23 protein-coding genes are annotated in these 23304 nt (G+C 71.7%); 13 read left to right on the plus strand and 10 right to left on the minus strand.

Annotated elements, in window-relative coordinates:
• Nucleotides 1–15: 15 nt before the first annotated feature.
• The 4 genes from ADK66_RS26495 to ADK66_RS26510 are packed head-to-tail and all read left to right on the plus strand — an operon-like array spanning nt 16 to nt 4239.
• Nucleotides 16–906, plus strand: a complete 891-nt coding sequence (locus ADK66_RS26495; RefSeq protein ID WP_053659944.1) for a glycosyltransferase — start codon at nt 16–18, stop codon at nt 904–906.
• Complete coding sequence (locus ADK66_RS26500) at nt 903–1904, plus strand: NAD(P)-dependent oxidoreductase (protein ID WP_053659946.1); 1002 nt, start codon at nt 903–905, stop codon at nt 1902–1904. Before ADK66_RS26495 ends, ADK66_RS26500 begins: the two co-directional genes overlap by 4 nt.
• Before the next feature lie 22 nt (nt 1905–1926).
• Complete coding sequence (locus ADK66_RS26505; protein ID WP_053659948.1) at nt 1927–3231, plus strand: acyltransferase; 1305 nt, start codon at nt 1927–1929, stop codon at nt 3229–3231.
• A gap of 36 nt (nt 3232–3267) precedes the next feature.
• The gene (locus tag ADK66_RS26510; RefSeq protein ID WP_053659949.1) at nt 3268–4239 is read left to right on the plus strand and encodes a DNA polymerase domain-containing protein; all 972 of its coding nucleotides are present in this window, start codon (nt 3268–3270) and stop codon (nt 4237–4239) included.
• A gap of 53 nt (nt 4240–4292) precedes the next feature.
• Here the strand turns inward: ADK66_RS26510 and ADK66_RS26515 are convergent, their stop codons facing one another.
• The gene (locus ADK66_RS26515) at nt 4293–4727 is read right to left on the minus strand and encodes an Lrp/AsnC family transcriptional regulator (RefSeq protein WP_369814830.1); all 435 of its coding nucleotides are present in this window, start codon (nt 4725–4727) and stop codon (nt 4293–4295) included.
• 145 nt (nt 4728–4872) lie between these two features.
• Between ADK66_RS26515 and pdhA the strand changes: the two genes are divergently transcribed.
• The 4 genes from pdhA (at nt 4873) to ADK66_RS26535 (ending at nt 10314) form a co-directional block, all read left to right on the plus strand.
• A complete protein-coding gene (pdhA, locus tag ADK66_RS26520; protein WP_369814831.1) occupies nt 4873–6072 on the plus strand; it encodes a pyruvate dehydrogenase (acetyl-transferring) E1 component subunit alpha in 1200 nt (399 codons plus the stop codon).
• The gene (locus ADK66_RS26525) at nt 6069–7073 is read left to right on the plus strand and encodes an alpha-ketoacid dehydrogenase subunit beta (RefSeq protein WP_197281645.1); all 1005 of its coding nucleotides are present in this window, start codon (nt 6069–6071) and stop codon (nt 7071–7073) included. The genes pdhA and ADK66_RS26525 overlap by 4 nt, the downstream gene beginning before the upstream one ends.
• A complete protein-coding gene (locus ADK66_RS26530; RefSeq protein WP_369814829.1) occupies nt 7070–8503 on the plus strand; it encodes a dihydrolipoamide acetyltransferase family protein in 1434 nt (477 codons plus the stop codon). Before ADK66_RS26525 ends, ADK66_RS26530 begins: the two co-directional genes overlap by 4 nt.
• A 131-nt stretch (nt 8504–8634) precedes the next feature.
• On the plus strand, nt 8635–10314 hold the full coding sequence (locus tag ADK66_RS26535) for a right-handed parallel beta-helix repeat-containing protein (protein WP_053660110.1): 1680 nt from the start codon (nt 8635–8637) through the stop codon (nt 10312–10314).
• 143 nt (nt 10315–10457) lie between these two features.
• Here ADK66_RS26535 and ADK66_RS26540 read toward each other — a convergent pair whose 3' ends face one another.
• Nucleotides 10458–12554, minus strand: a complete 2097-nt coding sequence (locus ADK66_RS26540) for a PQQ-dependent sugar dehydrogenase (RefSeq protein ID WP_053659956.1) — start codon at nt 12552–12554, stop codon at nt 10458–10460.
• A gap of 23 nt (nt 12555–12577) precedes the next feature.
• Nucleotides 12578–13534, minus strand: coding sequence for a sugar phosphate isomerase/epimerase (locus ADK66_RS26545; protein ID WP_053659958.1), 957 nt, complete (start codon nt 13532–13534; stop codon nt 12578–12580).
• Between the two features lie 613 nt (nt 13535–14147).
• Here ADK66_RS26545 and ADK66_RS26550 point away from each other — a divergent pair.
• On the plus strand, nt 14148–15416 hold the full coding sequence (locus ADK66_RS26550) for an Ig-like domain-containing protein (protein WP_053659960.1): 1269 nt from the start codon (nt 14148–14150) through the stop codon (nt 15414–15416).
• Between the two features lie 222 nt (nt 15417–15638).
• Here ADK66_RS26550 and ADK66_RS26555 read toward each other — a convergent pair whose 3' ends face one another.
• The gene (locus ADK66_RS26555; protein ID WP_053659961.1) at nt 15639–16655 is read right to left on the minus strand and encodes an SMP-30/gluconolactonase/LRE family protein; all 1017 of its coding nucleotides are present in this window, start codon (nt 16653–16655) and stop codon (nt 15639–15641) included.
• A 245-nt stretch (nt 16656–16900) separates the two neighbouring features.
• On the opposite strand from ADK66_RS26555, the gene ADK66_RS26560 reads away from it, so the two are divergent.
• Nucleotides 16901–17353, plus strand: a complete 453-nt coding sequence (locus tag ADK66_RS26560) for an STAS domain-containing protein (RefSeq protein WP_082377677.1) — start codon at nt 16901–16903, stop codon at nt 17351–17353.
• A gap of 121 nt (nt 17354–17474) precedes the next feature.
• Here the strand turns inward: ADK66_RS26560 and ADK66_RS26565 are convergent, their stop codons facing one another.
• Together ADK66_RS26565 and ADK66_RS26570 are read right to left on the minus strand one after the other, a co-directional pair.
• Nucleotides 17475–17867, minus strand: coding sequence for an FKBP-type peptidyl-prolyl cis-trans isomerase (locus ADK66_RS26565; protein WP_053659963.1), 393 nt, complete (start codon nt 17865–17867; stop codon nt 17475–17477).
• 203 nt (nt 17868–18070) lie between these two features.
• The gene (locus ADK66_RS26570; RefSeq protein WP_197281640.1) at nt 18071–18628 is read right to left on the minus strand and encodes a DoxX family membrane protein; all 558 of its coding nucleotides are present in this window, start codon (nt 18626–18628) and stop codon (nt 18071–18073) included.
• Nucleotides 18629–18819: 191 nt separating this feature from the next.
• Between ADK66_RS26570 and ADK66_RS26575 the strand changes: the two genes are divergently transcribed.
• Entirely contained in the window at nt 18820–19509 is a 690-nt protein-coding gene (locus ADK66_RS26575) for a CBS domain-containing protein (protein WP_053659965.1), read from the plus strand.
• Nucleotides 19510–19670: 161 nt separating this feature from the next.
• Nucleotides 19671–20597 carry a TerC/Alx family metal homeostasis membrane protein gene (locus ADK66_RS26580; protein WP_197281646.1) on the plus strand — a complete coding sequence of 309 codons (927 nt, stop codon included), beginning with the start codon at nt 19671–19673 and terminating at the stop codon, nt 20595–20597.
• Nucleotides 20598–20612: 15 nt separating this feature from the next.
• Here the strand turns inward: ADK66_RS26580 and ADK66_RS26585 are convergent, their stop codons facing one another.
• The 4 genes from ADK66_RS26585 to ADK66_RS26600 are packed head-to-tail and all read right to left on the minus strand — an operon-like array spanning nt 20613 to nt 22186.
• Nucleotides 20613–21155, minus strand: coding sequence for a hypothetical protein (locus tag ADK66_RS26585; protein WP_053659969.1), 543 nt, complete (start codon nt 21153–21155; stop codon nt 20613–20615).
• Nucleotides 21152–21676, minus strand: coding sequence for a hypothetical protein (locus tag ADK66_RS26590; RefSeq protein WP_053659971.1), 525 nt, complete (start codon nt 21674–21676; stop codon nt 21152–21154). The genes ADK66_RS26585 and ADK66_RS26590 overlap by 4 nt, the downstream gene beginning before the upstream one ends.
• 1 nt (nt 21677) lies before the next feature.
• Nucleotides 21678–22001: an Asp23/Gls24 family envelope stress response protein gene (locus tag ADK66_RS26595; protein WP_053659973.1), complete on the minus strand. Its 324-nt coding sequence runs from the start codon at nt 21999–22001 to the stop codon at nt 21678–21680.
• Entirely contained in the window at nt 21998–22186 is a 189-nt protein-coding gene (locus tag ADK66_RS26600) for a hypothetical protein (RefSeq protein WP_053659975.1), read from the minus strand. Before ADK66_RS26600 ends, ADK66_RS26595 begins: the two co-directional genes overlap by 4 nt.
• Before the next feature lie 155 nt (nt 22187–22341).
• Between ADK66_RS26600 and ADK66_RS26605 the strand changes: the two genes are divergently transcribed.
• The gene (locus ADK66_RS26605; RefSeq protein WP_053659976.1) at nt 22342–23220 is read left to right on the plus strand and encodes a DUF2726 domain-containing protein; all 879 of its coding nucleotides are present in this window, start codon (nt 22342–22344) and stop codon (nt 23218–23220) included.
• The last annotated feature ends 84 nt before the right edge of the window (nt 23221–23304 follow it).

The raw sequence follows: 23304 nt of genomic DNA on the forward strand, positions 1-23304 counted from the left end.
TAGGCCCGCGCACCGATGATTGTCGACATCATGCTGCCGTACTACGGGAGTGTGCCCCTCATGCAGGCGGCCGTCCGCAGCGTGATGGCGCAGAGTGACAGTGGCTGGCGCCTCACGGTGGTCGACGACGGCCAGGAGCCGGGGGTGCCGGAGTGGTTCGCGGGCATCGCCGACGAGCGGGTCCGCTACCAGCGCAACGAGCGCAACCTCGGGGTCACCAGCAACTACCGCAAGTGCGTCGGCCTCGCCGAGCACGAGTACCTGGTGATGATGGGCACTGACGACATCATGCACCCCAACTACGTCGCCACCGTGCGATCGGTGATCGAGGAGTACCCGGGCGTCTGCATGATCCAGCCGGGGGTCGAGATCATCGACGCCGAAGGCACCGTGGTCAACACGATCGTCGACGAGGCCAAGCGGCGGCTCTACGCCCCCAAGGTCGAGTCCCGGCAGCTGATGGGCGGCGAAGACCTCGCGGCCAGCCTGCTGCGCGGCTGCTGGTTCTACTTCCCGTCGATCTGCTGGCGGACGGACGCGCTGAAGGCCGTCGACTTCCGCGACGAGTTCCAGGTCATCCAGGACCTCGCCCTGGTGATCGACCTGATCGAGCGGGGAGAGCAGATGGCCGTCGACAACACCCTGTGCTTCCAGTACCGGCGGCACACGGTCAGCAAGTCCGCAGCCGACGCGGTCACCGGCTCCCGGTTCACCGAGGCGCGGGCGTTCTTCGTCGACGTCGCGCGGCGGATGGACGAGCAGGGATGGCCCCGGGCGGCGCGGGCCGCCCGCCGCTACACCTCGTCCCGGCTGCACGCCATCACGCTGCTGCCGGCGGCGGTCCGGTCGGGCACGATGACCGGTGTGCGCAGCCTGTCCCGGCACGCGTTCGGGCCGGGCCGATGAGCGACGACACCCAGGGGTACGCCGTGCCAGCCACGTCAGCAGTTCCGTCCGAGGATGCCGGCTCGTCCCTGCGGGTGACGGTGCTCGGCGGTACGGGCTTCCTCGGTCGCCCGATCTGCCGCGCACTCGCCGACCAGGGGCATGCCGTGGTGGCCGTCGCGCGCCAGCCGAAGGATCTCGGTCCGGGGGTGGCGGTCCGCGCACTCGACCTGGCCGCCGCCGACGTCGACGAGATCACCGACGTGCTGCGCGAGCTCGACCCCGACGTGGTGATCAACGCCGCGGGTGGGATGTGGGGGCTCACCGACGCGCAGATGCTCGCGGTGAACGTCACGCTTGTCGAGCGGCTCATCGAGGCCGCCGGCAGGCTGCCCCGGCGGGTCCGGGTGGTCCAGCTCGGCAGCGTGCACGAGTACGGGCTGGTCCCGGTGGACACCTCGATGCCGGAGGACCTGCCCGCCGCTCCGGTGATGCCGTACGGCGAGTTCAAGCTGCGCTGCACCACGGCTGTCGCCGAGGCCGACCGGCGTGGCCTCGTCGACGGCGTCACGCTGCGGGTCGGCAACGTCATCGGCGCGGGCCAGCCCGGGCACAGCCTGCTCGGCGTGGTCGTGGGAAAGCTGCGCGACGCCGAGCGGGCCGGTGAGCGCGCCCGGCTGGAGCTGGCACCGCTGGGCTCCCGCCGTGACTTCGTCGGGCTCAGTGACGTCGTCGCGGCCGTGCTGCTGGCCACGACTCGACCGCAGGTCGCCGGTCACGTGATCAACATCGGGCGGGGAGTGGCGGCCAGCGCGCGTGACATGGTCCAGCTCCTCATCGATGTGAGTGGAGTCCCGACCGACCTGGTCGAGGCCGAACGCACCGGCCCCGCCGAGACGACCTGGCAGCGGCTGGACGTCGGGTTGGCCGCCGAGCTGCTCGGCTGGTCGCCAAGCGATGATCTGCACACCGAGATGAAGCAGTTGTGGGAGCACGCCGGCGCCGAAGTGCCCGCCTGATGGTCGAGAGGTTCCTGGCCGCATGACTACCCCCGCCCTCCTCCGCTCCCGTGGCACGCTTGCCGACCTGCTCTCCGGTCGCAGCAACGGCATCGGGCTGATCCGACTCTGTCTCGCGGTGGGCGTCGTGCTGTCGCACTCCAAGCCGCTCGGCTTCGGCGCGAACGACCTCGGCTACCACCTGACCGGTCGGCAAACCAACGTCGGCACGATGGCCGTGTACGGCTTCTTCGTGCTCTCCGGTCTGCTGATCACCCGCAGCGCACGGCGTACCGGCATCATCCGCTACGCGTGGCACCGGGCCCTGCGTATCTTCCCCGGCCTCTGGGTCTGCCTGCTGATCACCGCGCTGGTGGTCGCCCCGCTCGTGGCGTTGCGCGAGCACGGCACCACGAGCGGCTTCTTCGACAACGCCTGGGACCGGGGCGGCCCACTGGCCTACCTGCAGGCCAACTGGTGGACCGGCGTCCGCCAGTACGGCATCCAGGACCTGCTCAAGGAAACCACCCCGTGGGGTGAGAAGAGCAATTCCAGCGTCTTCAACGGCGCCCTGTGGTCGCTCAAGTACGAGATGTTCTGCTACGTCGTGGTGGGCGTGCTGGCCGTGACTGCGGTGCTGCGCAACGCCCGCCGGTTCGTGCTCTTCCTGACCGTCGCGCTCTACCTGAGCATCCTCCAGGACTGGGTGAGCTCCGGGCGGGTGAGCGGCCCGGCATCGACGGCTGCCTGGACCTTCGACTCGCCCCTGGTGGGCGTCATGAGCTTCCACTACATCGTCTACCTGGGCTTCCTGTTCGCCTTCGGCGCGACGCTCGATCTCTACCGGGAGCGGGTGCCGATCAACGACGCGCTCGGCATCGGGTCGGCGCTGGCACTCGGGCTGTCGCTGCTCTTCGGTGGCTTCTTCGTCATCGGACTGCCCGCGTTCGCGTACCTGCTGGTCTGGCTGTCGGTGCGGATGCCGCGCCAGGTGCACTGGGTGGGCCGCAAGAACGACTACTCGTACGGCATCTACATCTACGGGTTCATCTTCCAGCAGGTGATGGCGAGCCTGGGTTGGAGCCGCTGGGGGTACGTGCCGTTCGCGGCGATGTCGGTCGCGGCCGCCTTCGCTGCCGCGTTCGTGTCCTGGAAGCTCGTCGAGCAGCCGGCGTTGCGGTTGAAGGACTGGACACCGCGCTTCGTGGCACGACGGTCGTCGCAGAAGGTGCCGGTCGAGCAGCAGACCGCGGTGGCCGAGGAGCCGCCCTCGACGCCAGAGGTGTCGGTCGGTGGCCCGACGCAGGAGCTGCCGCAGCAGCGCGCCACGCTGGTCCCGGGGCGGTAGCCCGCCGGCCGGCCGTCGGCGTCGTACCCTCGGGGCGTGGCCACGGCGGCGCAGGAGATCCAGGTGGGGGAGCGGCTGGTCCGCGTCTCCAGCCCCGACAAGCCGTACTTTCCGGAGCGCGGGCTGACCAAGCTCGACGTGGTCCGCTATTTCCTGGCGGTGGGTGACGGCATCCTGCGCGCGTTGCGGGACCGGCCGACGATGCTTGAACGCTGGCCGCGCGGCGTCTTCGAGGGCGCGACGATCGCCACCCGGCAGACCAACCGCGGTGACGCCTTCTACCAGAAGCGGCTGCCGGCTGGTGCTCCCGACTGGGTGCGCACCGCGCACATCACCTTCCCCAGTGGCCGTACCGCCGACGAGGTCGCGCCCAGCGAGCTGGCAGTGGTGATCTGGGCGGTCAACCTGGGCACCCTGCGGTTCCACCCGTGGCCGGTCACCGCCGCCGACGTGGAGCGCCCCGACCAGTTGCGCATCGACCTGGATCCGATGCCGGGGGTCGGCTTCGAGCAGGTGGTGCCGGTGGCCCGGGAGGTGCGGGCGTTCCTCGCCGAGCTGGGGCTGACCGGCTATCCGAAGACCACCGGTGGGCGTGGCCTGCACGTCTACCTGTCGATCGAGCCGCGGTGGAGCTTCGGCGAGTGCCGCCGCGCCGTGCTGGCGCTGGGCCGGGAGATGCAGCGCCGGCTGCCGGAGCTGGTCACCACCACCTGGTGGCGCGACCAACGGGACCGCCCGGTCTTCGTCGACTACAACCAGATGGCCCGCGATCACACGGTGACGTCGGCGTACTCGATCCGTCCGACGCCGCAGGCGCTGGTGTCGGCGCCGCTGGCCTGGGAGGAGCTGGACGACGCCCGGCCGGAGGACTTCGACGTGCTGTCGATGCCGGCCCGGTTCGCCGAGCGGGGTGACCCGCACGCCGGTCTCGACGGCGACCGGCATTCGCTGGAGCCACTGCTGGAGCTGGCCGACCGCGAAGGGCTGGAAGCCCCGCCCGAGCGGTAAGGAAGGCCCCCTTATTAGACACCAGGCGTTAGTAGGGGGCCCTTCCTTACACGTCAGGCCCAGGGGCTGCCGGCTCCGTCGAACTCCTCGAAGACCAACCAGGTGCGGGTGGACAGCACCCCGGCGATGCTCTGCACCCGGCCCAGCACCAGGTCCCGCAACGCGGCGTTGTCCGGCGCGCGGACAAGCGCGAGCACGTCGTGGTCGCCGCCGAGCAGGGCGGCGTGCTCGATGTAGCGCACCTGGGCCAGCTCGGCCGACACCTCCCGCCAGGTGTTCTGCTGGATCGTCAACGCGATGTACGCCGATGTGCCGAGCCCGGCGGCCTCGGGAGCCACCTGCGCGCGGAACCCGGTGATGACCCCGTCGCGCAGCAGGCGCTCCACCCGGGAGTACGCGTTGGTGCGGGAGATGTGGATGCGCTCAGCGAGGGTGCGGACCGACGTACGGCCGTCACGGACCAGCTCGTCGAGGATCCGCCGGTCCACGTCGTCGAGGGCGCGGACCGATCGTCCCGATCCCGCCGCCCGGCCGGCGTCCTCGGTGGCCTCCTGGCTCACTGGTGGGCCCCTGTCATGCCAATCGTCCCGCCTTCTGCGTGGATCTTGAGTCAATCATCCGTTAGGGGGAAGCATAGGCCCACCACACGTCCCAGGAGGTCCCGCCGTGACGACCACACCCCAGGCGGTCCGCAGGGCATCCCCCCGCACCCGCCGGACGGTCCCCCCGCCCGACCCGGCCCGCCCGCTGCTGCCGGACGCCGAGCCGGTCCGCCTGCTCGACCAGCGCGGCACACCGCTGCCGGCCCGCACCGACTATCCGGAGCCACCAGTGGAGGCGCTGCGTGAGCTGTACCGCCGGATGGTCCTCGGTCGCCGGTTCGACATCCAGGCGACCGCGCTGACCAAGCAGGGCCGGCTGGCCGTCTACCCGTCCTCCCGGGGCCAGGAAGCCTGCCAGGTCGCCGCCGTGCTCGCCGTCCGCGATACCGACTGGGTGTTCCCCACCTACCGGGAGTCGATGGCGCTCGTCGCCCGGGGCATCGACCCGGTCGAGGTGCTCACGCTGCTGCGCGGCGACTGGCACTGCGGCTACGACCCGACCGAGGTACGGACCGCACCGCAGTGCACCCCGCTCGCCACCCAGTGCGTGCACGCCGCCGGTCTGGCGCACGGTGAGGCGTACCAGGGGCGCGACACCGTGGCGCTGGCCTTCATCGGTGACGGCGCGACAAGCGAGGGCGACTTCCACGAGGGCATCAACTTCGCCGCCGTGTTCAAGGCGCCGGTCGTCTACTTCGTCCAGAACAACAGGTACGCCATCAGCGTCCCGCTGTCCCGGCAGACCGCCGCGCCGTCGCTCGCGTACAAGGGCGTGGGCTACGGGGTGCCCAGCGAGCAGGTCGACGGCAACGACCCGGTGGCGGTGCTCGCCGTGCTGACCCGCGCGGTCGCGCACGCCCGCGCCGGCAACGGGCCGTTCCTGGTGGAGGCGCACACGTACCGGATGGAGCCGCACACAAACGCCGACGACGCCACCCGCTACCGCGACGGCGCCGAGGTCGACGCCTGGCGCGACCGCGACCCGGTCGCCCGCCTGGAGACCTACCTGCGCTCGCGCGGGGTGCTCGACGACGCGGCCGTCGCCGAGATCGCCGAGCAGGCCGAGGCGTACGCGGCGGACCTGCGGACCCGGATGAACATCCAGCCCACAGTCGACCCGCTGAGTCTCTTCGACCACGTCTACGCCCAGCCCACCCCGCAACTGGTGGAGCAGCGCGAGCAGGTGCGCGCCGAACTGGCCGCCGCGAACGACGAGGACGGTGCCGCCTGATGGCCACCACGATGGCGAAGGCGCTCAACACCGCACTCGCCGACGCTCTTGAGGCCGACGAGCGGGTAGTCGTCTTCGGCGAGGACGTCGGCCAGCTCGGCGGCGTCTTCCGGATCACCGACGGCCTCCAGGCCCGTTTCGGCGAGAAGCGCTGCTTCGACACTCCGCTCGCCGAGGCCGGCATCGTCGGCTTCGCCGTGGGCCTTGCCATGTCCGGGCTGCGGCCGGTCGTCGAGATGCAGTTCGACGCGTTCGCGTACCCGGCGTTCGAGCAGATCGCCTCGCACGTCGCGAAGCTGCGCAACCGTACCCGCGGCGCGCTCAGCGTGCCCATCGTCATCCGGGTGCCCTACGCCGGTGGCATCGGCGGGGTGGAGCACCACTGTGACTCGTCCGAGGCGTACTACGCGCACACCCCCGGGCTGAAGGTCGTCACCCCGGCGACGGTGGCCGACGCGTACTCGCTGCTGCGCGAGGCGATCGACGACCCCGACCCGGTGGTCTTCATGGAGCCCAAGAAGCTCTACTTCGCCAGCGCCGACGCGGAGTTGCCGACGCGCGCCGAGCCGTTCGGCCGGGCCGTCGTGCGCCGGCCGGGACGCGACGCCACACTTGTGGCGTACGGGCCGGCGGTGCCTGTGGCGTTGGAGGCTGCCGAGGCCGCCCGCGAGGAGGGCTGGGACCTTGAGGTGGTCGACGTCCGTACCATCGTGCCGTTCGACGACGCCACAATCACCGCATCGGTACGCCGTACGGGGCGATGCGTGGTGATCCAGGAGGCCCCCGGCTTCGCGGGTGTCGGCGCGGAGATCGCCGCCCGGGTGCAGGAGCGCTGCTTCCACGCGCTGCACGCGCCGGTGCTGCGGGTCGCCGGGCTGGACATCCCGTACCCGGCGCCGATGCTCGAGCACACCCACCTGCCCGGCGTGGACCGGGTGCTCGACGCGGTGGCCCGCCTCCAGTGGGACGACCAGCCGGACGCGCGCTGGGCGGCGGCATGACCACCGTCGAGCGCACGCAGGTCTTCCTCCTGCCCGACCTGGGTGAGGGGCTGAGCGAGGCGGAGATCGTCGAGTGGCGTGTCGCAGTGGGCGACGTGGTCACAGTGGACCAGAGCGTCGTGGAGGTGGAGACCGCCAAGGCGGTCGTCGACGTGCCCTGCCCGTACGCCGGACGGGTGGTGACCCTGCACGGCGCGGCCGGTGAGGTCCGTCCGGTCGGCCAGCCGCTGATCACCATCGCGCCGCTGGACGGCGACGGCGACGAGCCGGCCGGGCACGCCACCTACCGCGAGGAGGAGCGGGCCGGCTCCGGCAACGTCCTGATCGGGTACGGCACCGGGCACGGCGGCGCGACCCGCCGCCGACGCCGCCCGAGGCTGGTGGTGGCGCCCGAGCCGACCGACGCCCCGCAGGGCGCGGCTGACACTGCCGTCGGGAGCAGCCCGACGGACGGCGCCGGCCCGGTCGCCGCCGACGCGCCGGCGAACGCGGGGTCGACGCCGGTCGTCGCGCTCGCCGGCCCGACCGCGAGCACGGCGTTGGCCGGCACGGCGCTCGTCATCTCGCCGATCGTGCGGCGGCTGGCCCGCGACCGTGGAGTCGACCTGAGCACGGTACGCGGCAGCGGACCCGGTGGTGTGATCCGTCGCGCCGACGTCGAGGCGGCGCTCACCACCCCGGCGGCCCGGCTCGCCGCGGCGCCGGACCCGCAGGTCGCCCTTGCCCCCGCCGGGGACGGCGACGTGGTCGTCCCGCTCACCGGGGTGCGCAAGGTGATCGCGGACAAGCTGTCCCGCAGCCGGCGGGAGATCCCCGAGGTGACCATCTGGGTCGACGTGGACGCCACCGGCCTGCTGGAGACCCGGGCCGCGATAAACGCGGCGACGCCGGACGCGCCGGTGAGCATCCTGGCTTTGCTGGCCCGGATCTGCCTCAGCGGGCTGCGCAGGTTCCCGCAGCTCAACGCCCGGGTCGACACCGAAGGGCAGCGGATCGTCCAGTCCGCCGGGGTGCACCTGGGCATCGCCGCGCAGACCGACCGAGGGCTGCTCGTGCCGGTGCTGCGTGACGCCCAACGGCTCACCACCGCCGAGTTGGCCGCCGAACTGTCGGCCACCACCGCTGCCGCGCGGGCGGGAACGCTGCCGCCGGCCCGGCTGACCGGGGGTACGTTCACGCTCAACAACTACGGGGTGTTCGGCGTGGACGGCTCCACGCCGATCATCAACCACCCCGAGGCGGCCCTGCTCGGCGTCGGCCGGATCGTGGACAAGCCCTGGGTCGTCGACGGGCAACTGGCGGTCCGCAAGGTGACCCAGTTGAGCCTCACCTTCGACCACCGGGTCTGCGACGGCGGGGTGGCTGGTGGCTTCCTGCGGCACGTCGCGGACTGCGTGGAGCGCCCGGCGCTGCTGATCGCGGCCACCTGATACGACGTACCCCCGGCCCCGGCCCCGCCCTGTGCGGGCGCCGGGGCCGCCGCGTGCCAGAGGTTTCCCGGACCTCGGATCGGGAAGTCGACCCCGCCGGAGTGCACCAGAGCGTCGGAGGGAGCCCGTCCGTGACGTACGAGGTGCTGTCCAACGTCGTCCGGGAACGACGACCCGCCTCGGCCGGGGCGCCGCTGTACTGCGACGCGCGGGAGTACGGGTTGCGCGGCGACGGCGAGACGAACGACCAGCCGGCGCTGGCCGCGCTCGTGGACCGCCTGGGCGCAGGCTACGCGGCGGACGGCCGCGCGCGGGTCATCTACTGCCCGCCGGGCATCTACTCGATCCGGGACGCCGGCACGGCGTGGCGCAGTGGCGTCTCGCTGATCGGCGCGGGCCCGGCGGCGACACGGTTCCTGCTCAGCAACGAGGGAAACCGGACCGACCCCACCCCGCTGGCGTTCTGGACCACCCTGCAACACGGCGCCGACCGGGACCGGCACATCGCCGACTGCACGTTCGCGGACTTCGAGATCGACGGGTCCGGTGTGGCGATGGCCGAGTACAACTACCTCGCCAAGGGCCTGGGCCTTCAGTACGTGGTGCGCGGCGTGTTCCGTAACCTCTTCATCCACCACACCGCGGCCACCGGCCTGGGCTGCGACTTCCTCCAGGACAGCCTGATCGACGGCTGCGTGGTGGTCGGCTGCGGCCGGCTGGACAACGGCGAGCAGATGGGCGGTGCCGGCATCGGCGTGGGCATCGGCGGGTGGGGCGACATGGAGCGGCTGACCATCGCCAACTGCACCACTGTGGCCAACGGCACCAACGGTATTTTCCTGGAGCTGCAGAAGGACTACTGGACGCCGCCGCGCGGCTACCGCATCGTCGGCTGCCACAGCCAGGGCAACAGGTTCGGCATCTCCGACTGGGGCGCCGACGGTCTCATCGTCTCCGCCTGCACGATGACCGGCAACCTGGAGGCCGGCTTCGACGTCTCGGCGAAGGGCACGGCGGGCGTGGCCGGACGCGGCGGGCTGCTCAGCGACTGCGTCGTCGACGGCAACATCCGCGACGGGGTCAGCATCGGCAACAGCCCCGGCCCGTACTCGATCCGGGGTAACCGGATCAGCGGGAACGGGCGCAACGGCTACCACGGTCACGACCTCGGGCAGGGCTACTCGGGGCCGGTCCGGGACGTGGTGATCGAGAGCAACGACTTCTGGAACAACGGGCTGGACGCCATCCGGATCGACCATCCGATGACCGACGCGGTGGTGCTGAACAACCGGATCCGCAACAACGGTCAGCAGCGGGCGGCCGGCACCACCGGCGCCGGTGAGGCTGTGCGCTACGCCGAGCGGTCCGTGGTGGACCGGACCGCCGACTGGCCGCCCGACGGGCACCGGGGCAAGGTCCTGCGGGTCGGACGGTCCGTCGCGGTGGTCGCCTCGAACACCGGCGAGGAGCTCGTCCTCGCGCCGGTACGCCCCGACGCCATCAGTGCGTGGAGCGGCGACGTCCCACCACCGGGCTGCCGGTACGAGCTGTCCACGGCACCCGAGCGGCGGGCCGGCATCGCCATCGACGCGGCGTTCGACTCGGCCACCATCCGCGGCAACCGGATCTGGGACAACCACGAGGACAAGACCCAGACCCACGGGTTGTGGATCACCGAGCGGGGCAGCTGCGTGGACTGCCGGGTCGAGGACAACGACCTCGCCGGCAACGCCGACGACGGAATGCTGCTGGACACCCCGCCGGTGGGCGGGCGCTGGCGGGACAACCACGTCGACAGCGGCTGGGGCTGAGCGGGCGCCGACCCTGGGCGACTCGACCGGGGCGGATTGTCCGGCGGTGGCTTGGGGTTGAGCGGCGGACGGGTGGAGTGGCGTGACGTTCGGTGGCGGCGGCCGGAGTGCTCCGGGCCGCCGCCACCGTCAATCCGCGTCGGTCAGCCGGCCAGGCCCGCGACCGGGTCGGGATCCAGCACGACCGTCGCCGTACCGGTCTGCGCCGGCACACCGGGATCGGTCGGCGCGTCGGTGTACTCCGCGACGAAGACCGCCGTCAGGTTGTCGGCCCCACCGTGCCCACCGTCGACGAAGGTGGCGATGGTCCCGGAGCATCCGGTAGCCGAGGAGAGCGGATGTCCGTGCTCGTCGTGGCCGAGCACGTAGGTGACCTTCACCCGTGAGCAGTCCACCGGCAGGTCGTCGGTGACCCGCACCTCGTACGCGACCGTCTGCCCGAACTGGAAGGGCTGCCCGGCCACCGGAGCGACGAACTCGACGACCGGCGCCCGCGGCCCGACCAGCAGAGGCAGGGTGGCAGCTGCCGACCGGCCGGTGCGGTCGGTCACCTTCAGCGTCGGGGTGTACGAGCCGTTCTCCTGGAACGTCCACGTGGGGTTCGCCTCGGTGCTGTCCACCGAGCCGTCCGCGTTGAAGTCCCACGCATAGCTGAGCCGGTCGCCGTCCGGGTCCGTGGTGCCGGCGCTGGAGAACGCCACGGTCAAGGGCGCCTGCCCGGCGGTCGGGGTCGCGCTGATCTTCGGGATCGGCGTGCGGTTGCCGCGGACGAAGTCGATCCGGGACAGCTGGGCGTCCGGGTTCTCGGCGAAGTAGCCGTCGCCGTACTCCAGCACGTAGAGCGCCCCGTCCGGGCCGAACTCCATGTCCATCGGGTTGTCCACCACTATCGACGGCACCACCGGCCGGATGTCCTTGACGTCGCCGTCGGAGTCGAGTCGGAACTCCTTGATGTAGTCCCGGGTCCACTCGTAGAACAGCGGCACCCCGTCGTAGTAGGCCGGCCAGCGGGTCCGCGACGTGCTGGTCCCGTCGTAGTCGTACGCCGGGCCGCCCATCGGGCCGATGCCACCGGTGCCCAGTTGCGGGAACTCACCCGACGCGGCGGACGGGTACCAGACCTCCGGCTGCTCCACCGGCGGCAGTTGCCGCTTGCCCGTGTTGTGGGGCGAGTCGTTGACCGGGCGCTTGCAGTTGAACTTCGGGCCGGACTGGCCGGTCGCGAAGTCGTAGTCGCGGTAGGCGATCGTCGGCGTCACGCAGTACGGCCAGCCGTAGTTCGCGGGCTTGTCGATGAGCATCCACCGGCCGTGCCCGGCGGGCCCGCGCTCAGGGTTCGACGAGGACGCGTCGGGCGAGTAGTCGCCCAGGTACACGTTGTCGGTGCGCCGGTCGACGGCGAACCGGAACGCGTTACGCAGGCCCATCGCGTAGATCTCCGGGCGGGTCTTCGCCGTACCCGGCTTGAAGAGGTTGCCGGCCGGCACCGTGTAACCCCCACCGGCCTTCACCTTGATGCGCAGCAGCTTGCCGCGCAGGTCGTTGGTGTTGGCCGAGGTGCGCTGGGCGTCGAACGCCGGGTTGCGGTCGGCCCGTTCGTCGATCGGGATGTAGCCGTCGGAGAAGAACGGGTTCGTGTCGTCGCCGGTCGACAGGTACAGGTTGCCCTTGCTGTCGAAGTCGATCTGACCGCCGACGTGGCAGCAGATGCCCCGGTCGGTGGGTACGTCGATGATCTGCTGCTCGGTGCTGAGGTTGAGCTTCATCCCCTCGAGCTTGAACCGGGACAGCCGCAGCGCGCCTCGGAACCGCTGCCAGTCGGCCTCGGTGCCGACAAGCGGCGCGTCACCCTCGTTGACGTCGGGGGTGGCCGGGTCGTCCACAGGGGTGTTCATCGGCGGCGAGTAGTAGAGGTAGACCCACTTGTTCTTGGCGAAGTTCGGGTCGATGGCGACCCCCTGCAACCCCTCCTCGTCGTGCTCGTACACGGGGATGTCGGCGGCGAGGGTGTTCAGCCCGGTACGCGGGTCGTGGATGCGGACCTCACCGGTGCGGGAGGTGTGCAGCACGCGCAGGTCGGGCAGGACGGCGAGGCTCATCGGCTCGCCGGGAAAGTCGTTGAGCGTCACCTTCTGGAAGCTGCTGTCCGGCGGCGCTGCGGGAGCTGCCGCCGCTGCCGTCGGTGCGGCCAGGCCGGCCGTCACCAGGAGCAGGGCGGACACGAAAGCGGTCCTGTTCATCAGGTAGTCCCCCGAGGTGGTGGTCAGTACCGGAGTGAGGCGAGATAGTCGAAGCCGACCCGGGCGGTGTCCAGGGCGTCGGCGGGGGCGCGCGGCGGGGTGCCCGCGTCGTCGCGCTCCACGATGTACTCCTCGATGCCTGCTTCCCGCTCGTGCGCGAAGATCCGGCCGAAGTCGATGACGCCGTCGCCGAGGTCGGCGAAGCCACCCTCGACGTCGAGGTCCTTGACGTGCACCTGGCGGACCCGGCCACGGTTGGCCCGGATCACGTCGACCGGGTCGTGCGCGCCCCGCCAGGTCCAGTAGAGGTCGAGTTCGAAGTGGACCAGCCGGGGGTCGGTCTGCCCGGCGAGGATCTCGAAGCCCGTCGAACCGTTGGTCAGCGGTACGAACTCCAGCTGGTGGTTGTGGTAGCCGAAGTCCAGCCCGGCGCGCTCGGCCAGCCTGCCGGCCTGGTTGAGGTCCCGGGCCAGCGCACGGTAGACGGCGGGGTCCCGAATCGGGCGTCCCTGCGCGTCGCGGCCGAAGTACGGGTGGACGATCTTCTTGCAGCCCACCACGTTCGCCTCGGCGAGGGCGCGTTCCCAGGTGGCGGCGTCGAACGGCTGCGGGATGCCGACGTGCCCGGAGGTGGAGCGCAGCCCGGCCGCGTCGAGTGCGGCGCGGAACTGCGCGGCCGTACGCCCGACGAAGCCGGCGTGCTCCACGCGGCGGTAGCCGATCCGCCGAAGGGCGGTGAGCGTGCCGGGCAGGTCGGCGGCGAGCTGGTCGCGCAACGTGTAGAGCTGGATGCTGATCCGGTCCACCGGCACCCGGCGGCGGCCGGGGGAGTGCCCTGCCGGTGCGGCGCTGGCCGGGCCGGCGAGCAGGCCGGCGGTGCCGACGGCGGCGGCGGAGACGGTCGCGGCGCGGAGCACTCCGCGCCTGCTGAGCGGCTCGGACGCCACTGGCGGCACCGGCTCGTTGGTCTGGTGATCCATGGTGGTGGTCCCTTCCTGACGGCTGGTGTGCCGTCTGCGGCGTCGACCGGCTGCCGCCGTCCGGGCGCGCCGAACCGGCCGGAGGCGGACTCCGGCTGGACGGTGAGGGACGGTGCGTGGGTGCGGCCCGGACCCGTGTGGGCCGGAGCGCGGCGACCCGGTGCGGGCGGCGGCAGGCTGATCGACGGATGGGCAACCCTCTATCTGAATCGCGACCTTACCCTTGCCTCCGGACGAAGGCAAAGCTTCGTCTCGATTGGCAGAAGTTTCGCTCCACCTGACAAAAGTGCGCTCACCGGGTGCGGCGGGCGCCCGCTCTCCGGCTCCGTACGCCGGCCGGTGCCGTCACGCTGTTCCGTCGCCGGAAAGTCGCACACCAGTGGTCATAGGTGCGAGCCCGGCGTGGCGAGGGCGGGACGGGACGTGCGGCCCGGGTGGGCCGGGGCCGGTCGGGTGAGGGCCACAGGCGGCAGTTGTGCGCTTTATTCGTCAACGGCACAACGCCGGAAAATGTGCCGATAAATGCGCGGCCGATTATTTCCGAATGGCCCGGACGACCGTGGTCAGGCCGCGAGAATATGGCGGAGGGAAGTCGAAAACGGGGGGACTGAACATGACGCCTAGGCGGCGATTGACGCTGTTGGCGGTAACCATCGCAGCCGCACCGCTCGTGCTGGGTGGGTGCACCGCCGACCGGAAGCCGGCGGCCGAATCGGCCAAGGAACACGCCCCGGCGCCCGAACTCACAGTGACGCCGGGGGACAAGACCCGCGACGTTCCGGTCAGTGCCGAGGTCGGCACGGCGGTCAAGGGAGGACGGGTCACCGCCGTCCGGCTCACCGACGACAAGGGCAAGCAGGTCGAGGCGGAGCCACGGGAGGACGGCTCGGGGTGGGTGCCCAGCAAGCCGCTGCAACCCCGGCGTACGTACACGGCGGAGGTGACAGCGACCGGCGACTCGGGCGCGACCACCACCCGGACCACGACCTTCACCACGATGCCCAAGTCCACGAAACCGCAGATCACCAGCACCCTCTATTTCGTCGGTAACCGGACGTACGGCACGGCGATGCCGGTAACCGTCGCGTTCGACCCGGCAATTCCGAAAGAGGCCAGGGCGGATGTGCAGCGTCGGTTGTTCGTAAAGACGAATCCGCCGCAGCCGGGGACGTGGTCGTGGCTGGAGGACGGTAGTCAGGTCTATTACCGGGCACCCGATTTCTGGCGGCCGGGGACCACGATCAGCGTGCGGGCCGGGCTGGAAGGGCTGCCCATCGGCAAGAAGCTTGTCGGCGACGCGGAGCGGACCGCGACCTCCAAGATCGGACGACAGGTCTCCCTGGAGATCGACAACGCCACCAAGCAGATGACGGTGCTGCGCGACGGCAAGCAGATCCGCCGCATCCCGGTGAGCCTCGGCAAGCCGAGTACACCGAGCTCCAGCGGCAAGATGGTGATCATGGAGAAGCATCAGCGGACCACCTTCGACACCCGTGGTGAGCCAAACGGTGGCTACGTGGTCGACGTGGACGACGCCCAGCGCTACACCTGGGGCGGCGAGTTCATCCACTCCGCCCCGTGGTCGGAGGGGGACCAGGGCAACACCAACGTCTCGCACGGCTGCGCGAACGTCTCCGCCGCAGCCGCCGACTGGCTGATGGGAGTGACCCAGGTCGGTGACCTCGTCACCGTCAAGGGCACCGAGGTCGAGTTGCAGCCGGGCAACGGCTGGACGGCGTGGAACGTGAGCTGGGACGAGTTCGTCAAGGGCAGCGCCCTGCCGGTGCCGGCCGGGCTCGGGCCCGCGCCGGCCGCGCCGGCCCACCCGGGCGCGGTGGCCGGTGGCTCACCCGCTCCGGCACCTTCGGTAAGCGGTCGCTGACACACCATCGACCGGGCCGGGCCGCCTCGCTGGCGGGCCGGCCCGGTCGCTGCGTCCACCGCCCGCCGTCCCGGCGTGGTCCAGGTCCGCCGTCCTGGTCGCCGTCCAGGCTCTGCCGGGCTGGCGGTCGCCCTCCAGGCCGCGCCTGCCTGGTCGCCGTCCAAAGGCCCGCCGGGCAGCCGGGATCGCCGCCCCCGGCACGGCACGGGCGTCGTCGCATGGTCAGTTCAGCGGTACGCGGGCCACCCCGGACCCGGTCAGGCTGCCCAGCCAGAGTTGGTCGCCGTGCTGGCGTACCCCGGTGATCATGGGATAGTGCCCGGTCGGGCCGTGCAGCGTCCGGCGGACCGCGCCCTGTTCGTCGACCAGGGCGACCAACCCGTAGCGGCGCGGCTGCGGCTGCATCGTGTCGGGCAGCAGCGCGGCGATCTGGCGCAGCCGGGGATGCGGCAGCAGTCGCTCGGCGATCGGCACGCGAGGGCTGGGCAGCGCGATCCAGTACGTCCCGTCGCCCACCGCCGAGAGATTGTCCGGATACGCGGGCAGGTCGGCGAGCACCCGGACGCCACCGCCCAACTCGACGCGGAGCAGCCGGTGGGTGGAGGTCTCCACGAGCATCAACGCCGACTCGTCCGGAGTCAGCGCGATTCCGTTGGGGAAGTACAGCCCGTCGGCCACCAGCTCGGTGTGCCCGCTGCCCGGGTGATGGGCCAGTACGCGGCCGTTGGGGCGGTGTTCCAGCAGGTCCCGTTTCCAGTGCGAGACGGGGAACCGGTCCGAGCTGTCGGTGAAGTAGACGGTGCCGTCGCGGGCCACCGTCGCGTTGTTGGCGAGGTGCACCGGGGGCGCCGTCCCGGTCAACTCGCGGACCGCGCCGTCGGGCGTGACCCGCAGCAACCCGCGGTACGCGTCACAGACGACAAGCGCCTCACCGGACGTGTCCACCTCGATGCCCAGCGGCCGGCCACCGGTCTCGGCCAGCAGCCGGGGCCGGGTGCCGGCCGGAGCGTCCGTCGGCCACCACCAGAGGTTGCCGTCCTCGTCGCCGCTGATCACCCGGCCGGCCGCGTCGACAAGGACGTCCTCGGGGCCGACCGCGCCCTCTGGCAGGGGCAGCAGGTCGACGTGGTCGAGTCGGCGGTCGGTGGCGGCCCACGCTCCGGTAAGCGGAGGCGCAACGGTGGCCGGCTCGCGGACGGGCCGGATCAGCCGGGGCGGCCGGGGTCGGGGAATCACCATCCGGTCATTCTCCACCCGGGCGGGTGGCGCTGGCGTGATCCACTCGGGTTCCGTGGAATCGGGGTGTCCAGGTCGGCGGGACACCCCGATTCCACCGAAGCCGAGTGGGTCACGCTCCGGCTGGCGGATCCCGGGGCGGTACCCCTGAGGGGGATCAGGGGTACCCCGGGGGTTGACCCTGGACGTACCCGGAATCACCGCGTGGAGGGACGAAACTGTCGGGGGTGGCGGCTAGATTTCATGGCATGGAAGATCGCAGCGACCGGCTCGACGTGCAGCTCAACGTGGGTGACCGGGTGGTCCAGGTGCGGGTGGCCGGCGAGGTCGACATCGCGACGGTGGCCGCGTTCCGATCCGCGCTGTGGTCCGCGCCAGCCCGGCCGGTCGTCCAACTGGAGATGTCCGAGCTGCGACTGCTGTCCGCCGCCGGGGTGCGCACGTTGCTCGCCGCACATCTGCGGATCCGAGCCCGGGGCGGCGAGCTCGTCCTTGTCGACCCGACGCCGATGGTGGCCCGGGTGCTGCGCGCCACCGGCCTGCACCGGGTGATGACGATTCTGGAGCCGACCCGGGTGGTCGAGGCCGCGCGTCGCCCGGTTTCCGCCGGCGTGGTCGGTGCCCCGCGTCGGTCGGTCCCCGTCGCCGCCGCACACCGCCCGCAGGCCGTGTCCGCGCGCTGTCTGCCGTGCGCGGCCTGACCGTCGGGCCGCGTCACTCATGATCACCGGGTCTCTGTCGGCCCTGGGCTGACTGTTCGCGCCCGTGGTGACGTCGGGCGCGGGGCCGCCGGTTCGAGCCGGCGACCCCACAGACGATCGGTCAGCGCACGCCGAGCAGGTCGACGACGAAGACCAGCGTCTCGCCCGGCTTGATGACGCCGGCCGCGCCGCGGTCGCCGTACCCCAGGTGCGGCGGGATGGTGAGCCGGCGGCGACCGCCGACGCGCATGCCGACCACGCCCTGGTCCCAGCCGGCGATGACCTGACCGCCGCCGAGCGGGAACTCGAACGCCTCGCCCCGGTTCCAGGACGAGTCGAACTCGCCGCCGGTGGAGTGGGCCACTCCGACGTAGTGCACGCTGGCCAGCTGACCCGGCTGGGCCTGCGGGCCCTCGCCCACGGTTATGTCCTCGATCACGAGGTCGGCCGGCGGGGCACCCTCGATCGGCCCCACCTCGGGCTTGCCCGAACGGGCGTCTGCTGCCTGGTTCATGCGGGAACTCCTGCCGTTTGGGTGATGTGTCCGGTCACCGTCGATCCTGCCGGATCGTCTGCGGCGAATGTCCGGCGGACCCGTCACCAGCCCAGCCGGCGCGGCGAAGCCCTCGAAACACGCCCGGAGGGGATGAAGTCCGGGCACACGCTTGCGGGCGTCACCGATGGTGACGCCCGCTGTGGGGATGGTGCCGTGTTCGGTCATCGCAGCCAGGGCAGCTGTCGGACGATCGGCAGCTTCGCCCACACCCGGCCGAGGCCCCAGGTGTCACCGGCGTTGACCAGCGCCAGGACTGCGAGCACCGCGGCGTAGATCAGGTGGTCGTCCATGAAGGGGTTGTTCTCCGGAGGCAGGACGGCGGTCCACATGAGAACCAGCAGCAGTCCACCGGCGACGGCGGCGATCCGCATCCCGATGCCGAGCAGGAGAGCGATGCCGATGCCCGCCAAGCCGATCATGAACAGCCAGTCCGCCCAGGCGGCGCCGGCGATCCCGGTGTAGAGGTCCTTGAACGGCCCGGTCACGCCGAAGGTGAGGAAACCCTTTGTGGGGCTGCCCCCGTTGATCCAGGCGTTCTTCGTCTCGGTGGCGAGCCCGAGGCCGAACAGTTTGTCGATGAACGCCCAGAGGAAGATCCAGCCGAGTGCCATCCGGGTGCCGGCCAGGATGTAGCGGGTGGCCCTCTCCCGGGTGGTGTCGGCCGCCGGAGCGGTGGTCTTCGCGGTGTTCCGCTCGATCGTCGCGGTCATGATGTCCACGTCCCTTCTCTGCTTCGCACCGCGCTTCCCGGTGGCATCTCAATTGGACACTTGCGGCGTCGGCGCTGGCAGGGCCGACCGGACCGCGATGGCCCGGGACCTTCGACCCCTTCCGACCCGGTCCGTCGGCACTGACCGCCGTCACTGTCTGTCAATAACGTGCGGGGTGCAGGCGTACGAGGGAGGCCGTGATGAGGACCTGGCAGGTGGGCGATGTGATGACCCGGGAGGTCGTGACAGTGGAGGCCACGACTCCGTACCGGGAGATCGTCGATGTGGTGTTGCGCCGCGGGGTCAGCGCGGTGCCGGTGGTCGACGGGTCGCTCCGGGTGTTGGGCGTGGTGTCCGAGGCGGACCTGTTGCACCGGGTCGAGCGTGCCGGTGAGCCGGCGCAGCGGCGGGTCTTCGAGAGCCGCCGTCGGCGCGGCGCGCGCGGCAAGAGCGAGGCGCTGCTGGCGGGCGGCCTGATGACCGCGCCGGCGGTGAGCACCCACCCGGAGGCGCCGTTGTCGGCCGCCGCACGGCTGATGGACCGCGAGCAGGTCAAGCGGCTGCCGGTCCTGGACGACCTGGGCCGGCTGGTCGGCATCGTCAGTCGCGCCGATCTGCTGCGGGTGCACCTGCGTTCGGACGCCGAGATCCGCGAGGACGTGGTCCAGGAGGTGCTGCGCCGGGTGCTGGCAGTGCGGGACGGCCTGGTGACGGTCACCGTACGCCACGGCGAGGTGACACTTGCCGGTCGACTGGACCGCCGTTCCGCAGTCGACCTCGCGGGACGGCTCGCGGGCCAGGTCAGTGGTGTCGTGAGGGTGGTAAACGCCATCGCCTACGAGGCCGACGACACGGTCACCGATCCCGCTCAGATGATGCCTGTCGCCTGAGCGTCGCCTGTGCTCCGGTCGTGAACTTCGGCCGGAGCGCCGACGACAGGCCGGCCGTTCGCCTAGGCTCGAAACGGCCGGCCGGCGGGCCGGATCCCCTGTCAGCGGCGTACGAGCGAGGTAGCGGCGGTTCGGCGAGGCGGTGGGCACGGGTGGATGACGTGGTCGCGGTACCGCTGTGGGCGTGGGTGGTGGTCGGTGCGGTGATCACCGCGCTGCTCGCTGTCGACCTGGTGTCGCATCGGGACAGCCACGTCATCGAGCTACGTGAGGCGCTGCTGTGGAGCGCCGCCTGGATCGCCGCGGGACTGCTGTTCGGGGTGGGCGTCTGGTGGGGCCTCGGCGGCGACGCGGCCATCGCCTACTTCTCCGGCTATCTGCTGGAAAAAGCGCTCTCGGTGGACAACGTATTCGTCTTCGCCCTGCTCTTCGGCTACTTCCGGGTGCCGGCGGGCTACCAGCACAAGGTGCTGTTCTGGGGGGTTGTCGGGGCGCTCGCCTTCCGCCTGCTGTTCGTGGTGGCGGGCGCGCAACTGCTGGAGCGGCTGGCCTGGGCCGGTTACGTGCTGGGAGCATTCCTGGTCTGGACCGGCTGGCGGCTCGCCGTACGCGGGAAGCCCGACGTCGACCCGGACCGCAACGTGGTGGTCCGGGTGTTCCGCCGGGTGGTGCCCACCGACGCCCGCTATCACGGTGACCGCTTCACCGCCCGGGTCGAGGGCCGCCGGGTGGCGACGTTGCTGCTGGTGGCGCTCGTGGCCATCGAGGCCACCGACGTGGTCTTCGCGATCGACTCGGTGGCGGCAGTCCTGGCCATCACCACGAACATCTTCCTGGTCTGGACGGCGACCGCGTTCGCCGTGCTGGGACTTCGCAGCCTTTACTTCTGCCTCGCCGGTCTGCTGCGGCACTTCGGCTACCTGCGCTACGGCCTGGCGCTGCTGCTCGCGTTCGCGGGAGTGAAGCTGATCCTCGCCGGGACACCGGTGGGCGAGCTGCCGATCTGGTTGACGCTCGCCGTCGTGGTGGTGACCCTGACTGTCGCCGTCGGGGCGAGCATCGTCCACCGCGACCGAACCGCCCGCTGAAAAGGCGTGCGCGGGTCAGGGACGGCCGGGTTCGATGCGGGCTGTCACGTCGAGGTGCGCCGGTTGGCAGCCGGCGGTCACGGCGAAGCGGCGGACTGCTGCGTCGACGTGTTCGCGGGCGCCGCCGCAGATGTCGGCGGCGAGGTCCACGCTTATCCACACGTCGGGGTGCGGCGGCGCGCCAGTCAGCACGACCCGTGCCCGGCGTACGCCGGGACCGCCGGTGAGGTCGCGTTCCAGTGCGTGGGCGAGCACGTCGGCGGGCAGTCGGGTCCGGCCCGGGCGTCGACCGGGGTGGCTGAGCGTTCCGCGCAGTGCGGTGCCGGGCTTCCGCAACTCCCGGGCGAGCAGTCGTTGCCCGGCCAGGGCGAGCAGCAGGCCCGCGACCGCCGCGGCCAGGGTGCTCCACGGAGCGGCCTGCCGCCACCCGTCCAGCAGCGCGGGGCTGAGCACCATCGCGTCCGGAGTTCCGTACGTGAGGGCCAGCGTCGCCGTACCGCCAGCCACCAGCAGCAGCGCGACGACGGTCCAGAGCAGCCGGTGCGCGGCGTTCGTCATGCGGGCCGTCCACGAGGTGGCAACCGGACCTCGATCCGGCCGGTCGCTGGCGCGGCCAGCCGGCGCAGTTCCTGGCGCACGGCGTACTCGACCTCCGGGCGGGCCGCGGGGTCGCCGGTGGCGCGTACCCGGTGACGCCACCGGCCGTCGCGCCGTCGGACCTGGACGCGGGCGCGGCGTACGCCCGGAACGGCGCCCGCCACGTCGGCGAGTCGCCGCTCCACGCTGCGGCGGTGCAGGTGCCAGCCGTCGGCGTCGTCCAGCCGCAGCCGTACCGGCGTCCACCGGCGTAGTTGGGCGACGAGGATGGCAAGGCCCAGGAACACTGCCGTGGCGGCGACCACCCGGACCGTCGGGTCTCGCCACCGGGTGGTGGTCAGCGTGTCGTACCAGCCGGTCCGATCCAGCACCGACGCCGGGCGGTGCAGGCTGACCAGCAGCGCCTGCACGGCCAGCAGGGCGCCGCCGAGGGCCAGCGCGACGGCCAGCAGCAGCGAGGCGACCCGGTTGACGGTACGCATCTCAGCCGCCGTCCACGCCGGGGACGAGCAGGTCGTCAACGGTGACGGTCACTGTCACCACGGTCAGGCCGGTGCTCGTGGTGATCCGGTCGGCCACCGCTGCCCGTACCGTCTCGGCAACGGCGGCAACGTTGTGCCCGTACCAGGTGATGAGGTGCAGGTCGAGGCCCACGGACTGGTCGTGCAGACGTACGGAGGCCGGGTTGACCGCGCAGACTCCGTCCACCTGTCGGGCGGTCTCCGTCGCGATCCGCGCGACTTCCGCCGCGTCGATGATCGGCTCGGGCAGGGCGACGCCCGGCACGGTCGGCGGGTGGGCGGTCATCGGCGACGCCGGGAGTCGGCGCGGTCGCCCAGTCCGGTGACCGCGAGGTCGCCGTCGAGTACCCGGACCACGAGCCAGCCGAGCAGGCCGGCCAGCACGGCGACGGCGGTCACCTCGACGCCGGCGAGCGCCCAGACCGCCACTCCGAGGAAGCCGGCGAGGAAGCCGAACTGCTGACGCGACATGTCACCTCCCGACCGGCGGTACCGGCGATGCCGCTGGATACACCCGGAGGCCACCTCTGGAACGTCAGCCGGATGTGATCCACGTCACACCGCGTCGCGGCCCGCCATGATCGACCACCTAGACTCGGCCGGTCCGAGCGACCGGGGGATGGCAGATGACGAGCAGCGACGAGCGCGGCTGGCTGCGGCCCCTGCCCGCCGACGGTGGGCGCGACGCGCTGTTCACCCGCGCCGGTCACCGGGTGTACGCCGACCGCCGGCTCAGCGAGCTGGTCCACGGGCGTCCGTCGGGCGTCACCGGCAGCCAGTGGAGTTCGGCCAGCCGGGCGTCCTTCGACCTCGTGGTCTGCGCCGCCGACTCCGGCCGGCCCGTCGTCGCTGTGGAGATCGGCCCGCCCGCGCTTCCCGGCTCGGCCGAGCAGCGCGCCGAGCGACTGAAGGACGCCGTCAGCGCGGCCGCCGGGCTGCCCGTGCTGCGGGTCGGTTCGCCGACGCTGCGGGCCGCCGACCAGGGCCGGCGTCTGGTCGAGTACGTCATCGACGCGCGCGACTATGCCTCAGGCGCCGGGATGGGCGGTACCGAGGACGACCCGGCCCCGGTGGGTTTCCGGGACATCCTCGGGCGGCTCCCGGACGGGCGTACCGGCCCGGTCAACGACCTCGGCGCTTTGAGTCGCGCGGCGGCGGTCGACGCGTACGTGGCGGGACGGGTGGCCGACCCGATCGTGCGTGCGCTGCACGTGCGCTGGGCGGACGGCCGGGCGGAGGGGTGGAGCTGGTTGCAGGTCCGCCCGGACGTGTGTCTGGTGGAGTGCGTCTCGGTGACCGAGCAGCGGTTTTCCTGTGGCGTCGACGCGGCCCGGTTGGCCGAGGATCTCGCGGCGGTCGCCGTCGGTGTGCGGCTGCGAGGGCTGGAGCCCGACGACCCGGCACTGCGGGCGCGGGCCGATCTCACCGCGGAGATCGTCGCGTTGAGCCGGCGTCGCCACGAGTTGGTCGGCGGTTTCGCGTTCGACCATCTCTGCGTCGACTGATCGGCCGTTTCCCCTCTGACCTGCTGCGCCTTCGATCAGCGTCGGGTCGGGTCAATTTTCTCCGCGCCGGTTTGAACCTTCCCG

This window comes from Micromonospora sp. NRRL B-16802 (assembly GCF_001279555.1).
Taxonomy (GTDB): Bacteria; Actinomycetota; Actinomycetes; order Mycobacteriales; family Micromonosporaceae; genus Micromonospora; species Micromonospora profundi.

Bases quoted from the DNA above. Each gene is read 5' to 3' on its own strand.
- ADK66_RS26495 (WP_053659944.1), top strand. From the start codon at position 16: ATGATTGTCGACATCATGCTGCCGTACTACGGGAGTGTGCCCCTCATG.
- ADK66_RS26500 (WP_053659946.1), top strand. From the start codon at position 903: ATGAGCGACGACACCCAGGGGTACGCCGTGCCAGCCACGTCAGCAGTT.
- ADK66_RS26505 (WP_053659948.1), top strand. From the start codon at position 1,927: ATGACTACCCCCGCCCTCCTCCGCTCCCGTGGCACGCTTGCCGACCTG.
- ADK66_RS26530 (WP_369814829.1), top strand. From the start codon at position 7,070: ATGACCACCGTCGAGCGCACGCAGGTCTTCCTCCTGCCCGACCTGGGT.
- ADK66_RS26540 (WP_053659956.1), bottom strand. From the start codon at position 12,554: ATGAACAGGACCGCTTTCGTGTCCGCCCTGCTCCTGGTGACGGCCGGC.
- ADK66_RS26545 (WP_053659958.1), bottom strand. From the start codon at position 13,534: ATGGATCACCAGACCAACGAGCCGGTGCCGCCAGTGGCGTCCGAGCCG.
- ADK66_RS26550 (WP_053659960.1), top strand. From the start codon at position 14,148: ATGACGCCTAGGCGGCGATTGACGCTGTTGGCGGTAACCATCGCAGCC.
- ADK66_RS26555 (WP_053659961.1), bottom strand. From the start codon at position 16,655: ATGGTGATTCCCCGACCCCGGCCGCCCCGGCTGATCCGGCCCGTCCGC.
- ADK66_RS26560 (WP_082377677.1), top strand. From the start codon at position 16,901: ATGGAAGATCGCAGCGACCGGCTCGACGTGCAGCTCAACGTGGGTGAC.
- ADK66_RS26565 (WP_053659963.1), bottom strand. From the start codon at position 17,867: ATGAACCAGGCAGCAGACGCCCGTTCGGGCAAGCCCGAGGTGGGGCCG.
- ADK66_RS26575 (WP_053659965.1), top strand. From the start codon at position 18,820: ATGAGGACCTGGCAGGTGGGCGATGTGATGACCCGGGAGGTCGTGACA.
- ADK66_RS26585 (WP_053659969.1), bottom strand. From the start codon at position 21,155: ATGACGAACGCCGCGCACCGGCTGCTCTGGACCGTCGTCGCGCTGCTG.
- ADK66_RS26590 (WP_053659971.1), bottom strand. From the start codon at position 21,676: ATGCGTACCGTCAACCGGGTCGCCTCGCTGCTGCTGGCCGTCGCGCTG.
- ADK66_RS26595 (WP_053659973.1), bottom strand. From the start codon at position 22,001: ATGACCGCCCACCCGCCGACCGTGCCGGGCGTCGCCCTGCCCGAGCCG.
- ADK66_RS26600 (WP_053659975.1), bottom strand. From the start codon at position 22,186: ATGTCGCGTCAGCAGTTCGGCTTCCTCGCCGGCTTCCTCGGAGTGGCG.
- ADK66_RS26605 (WP_053659976.1), top strand. From the start codon at position 22,342: ATGACGAGCAGCGACGAGCGCGGCTGGCTGCGGCCCCTGCCCGCCGAC.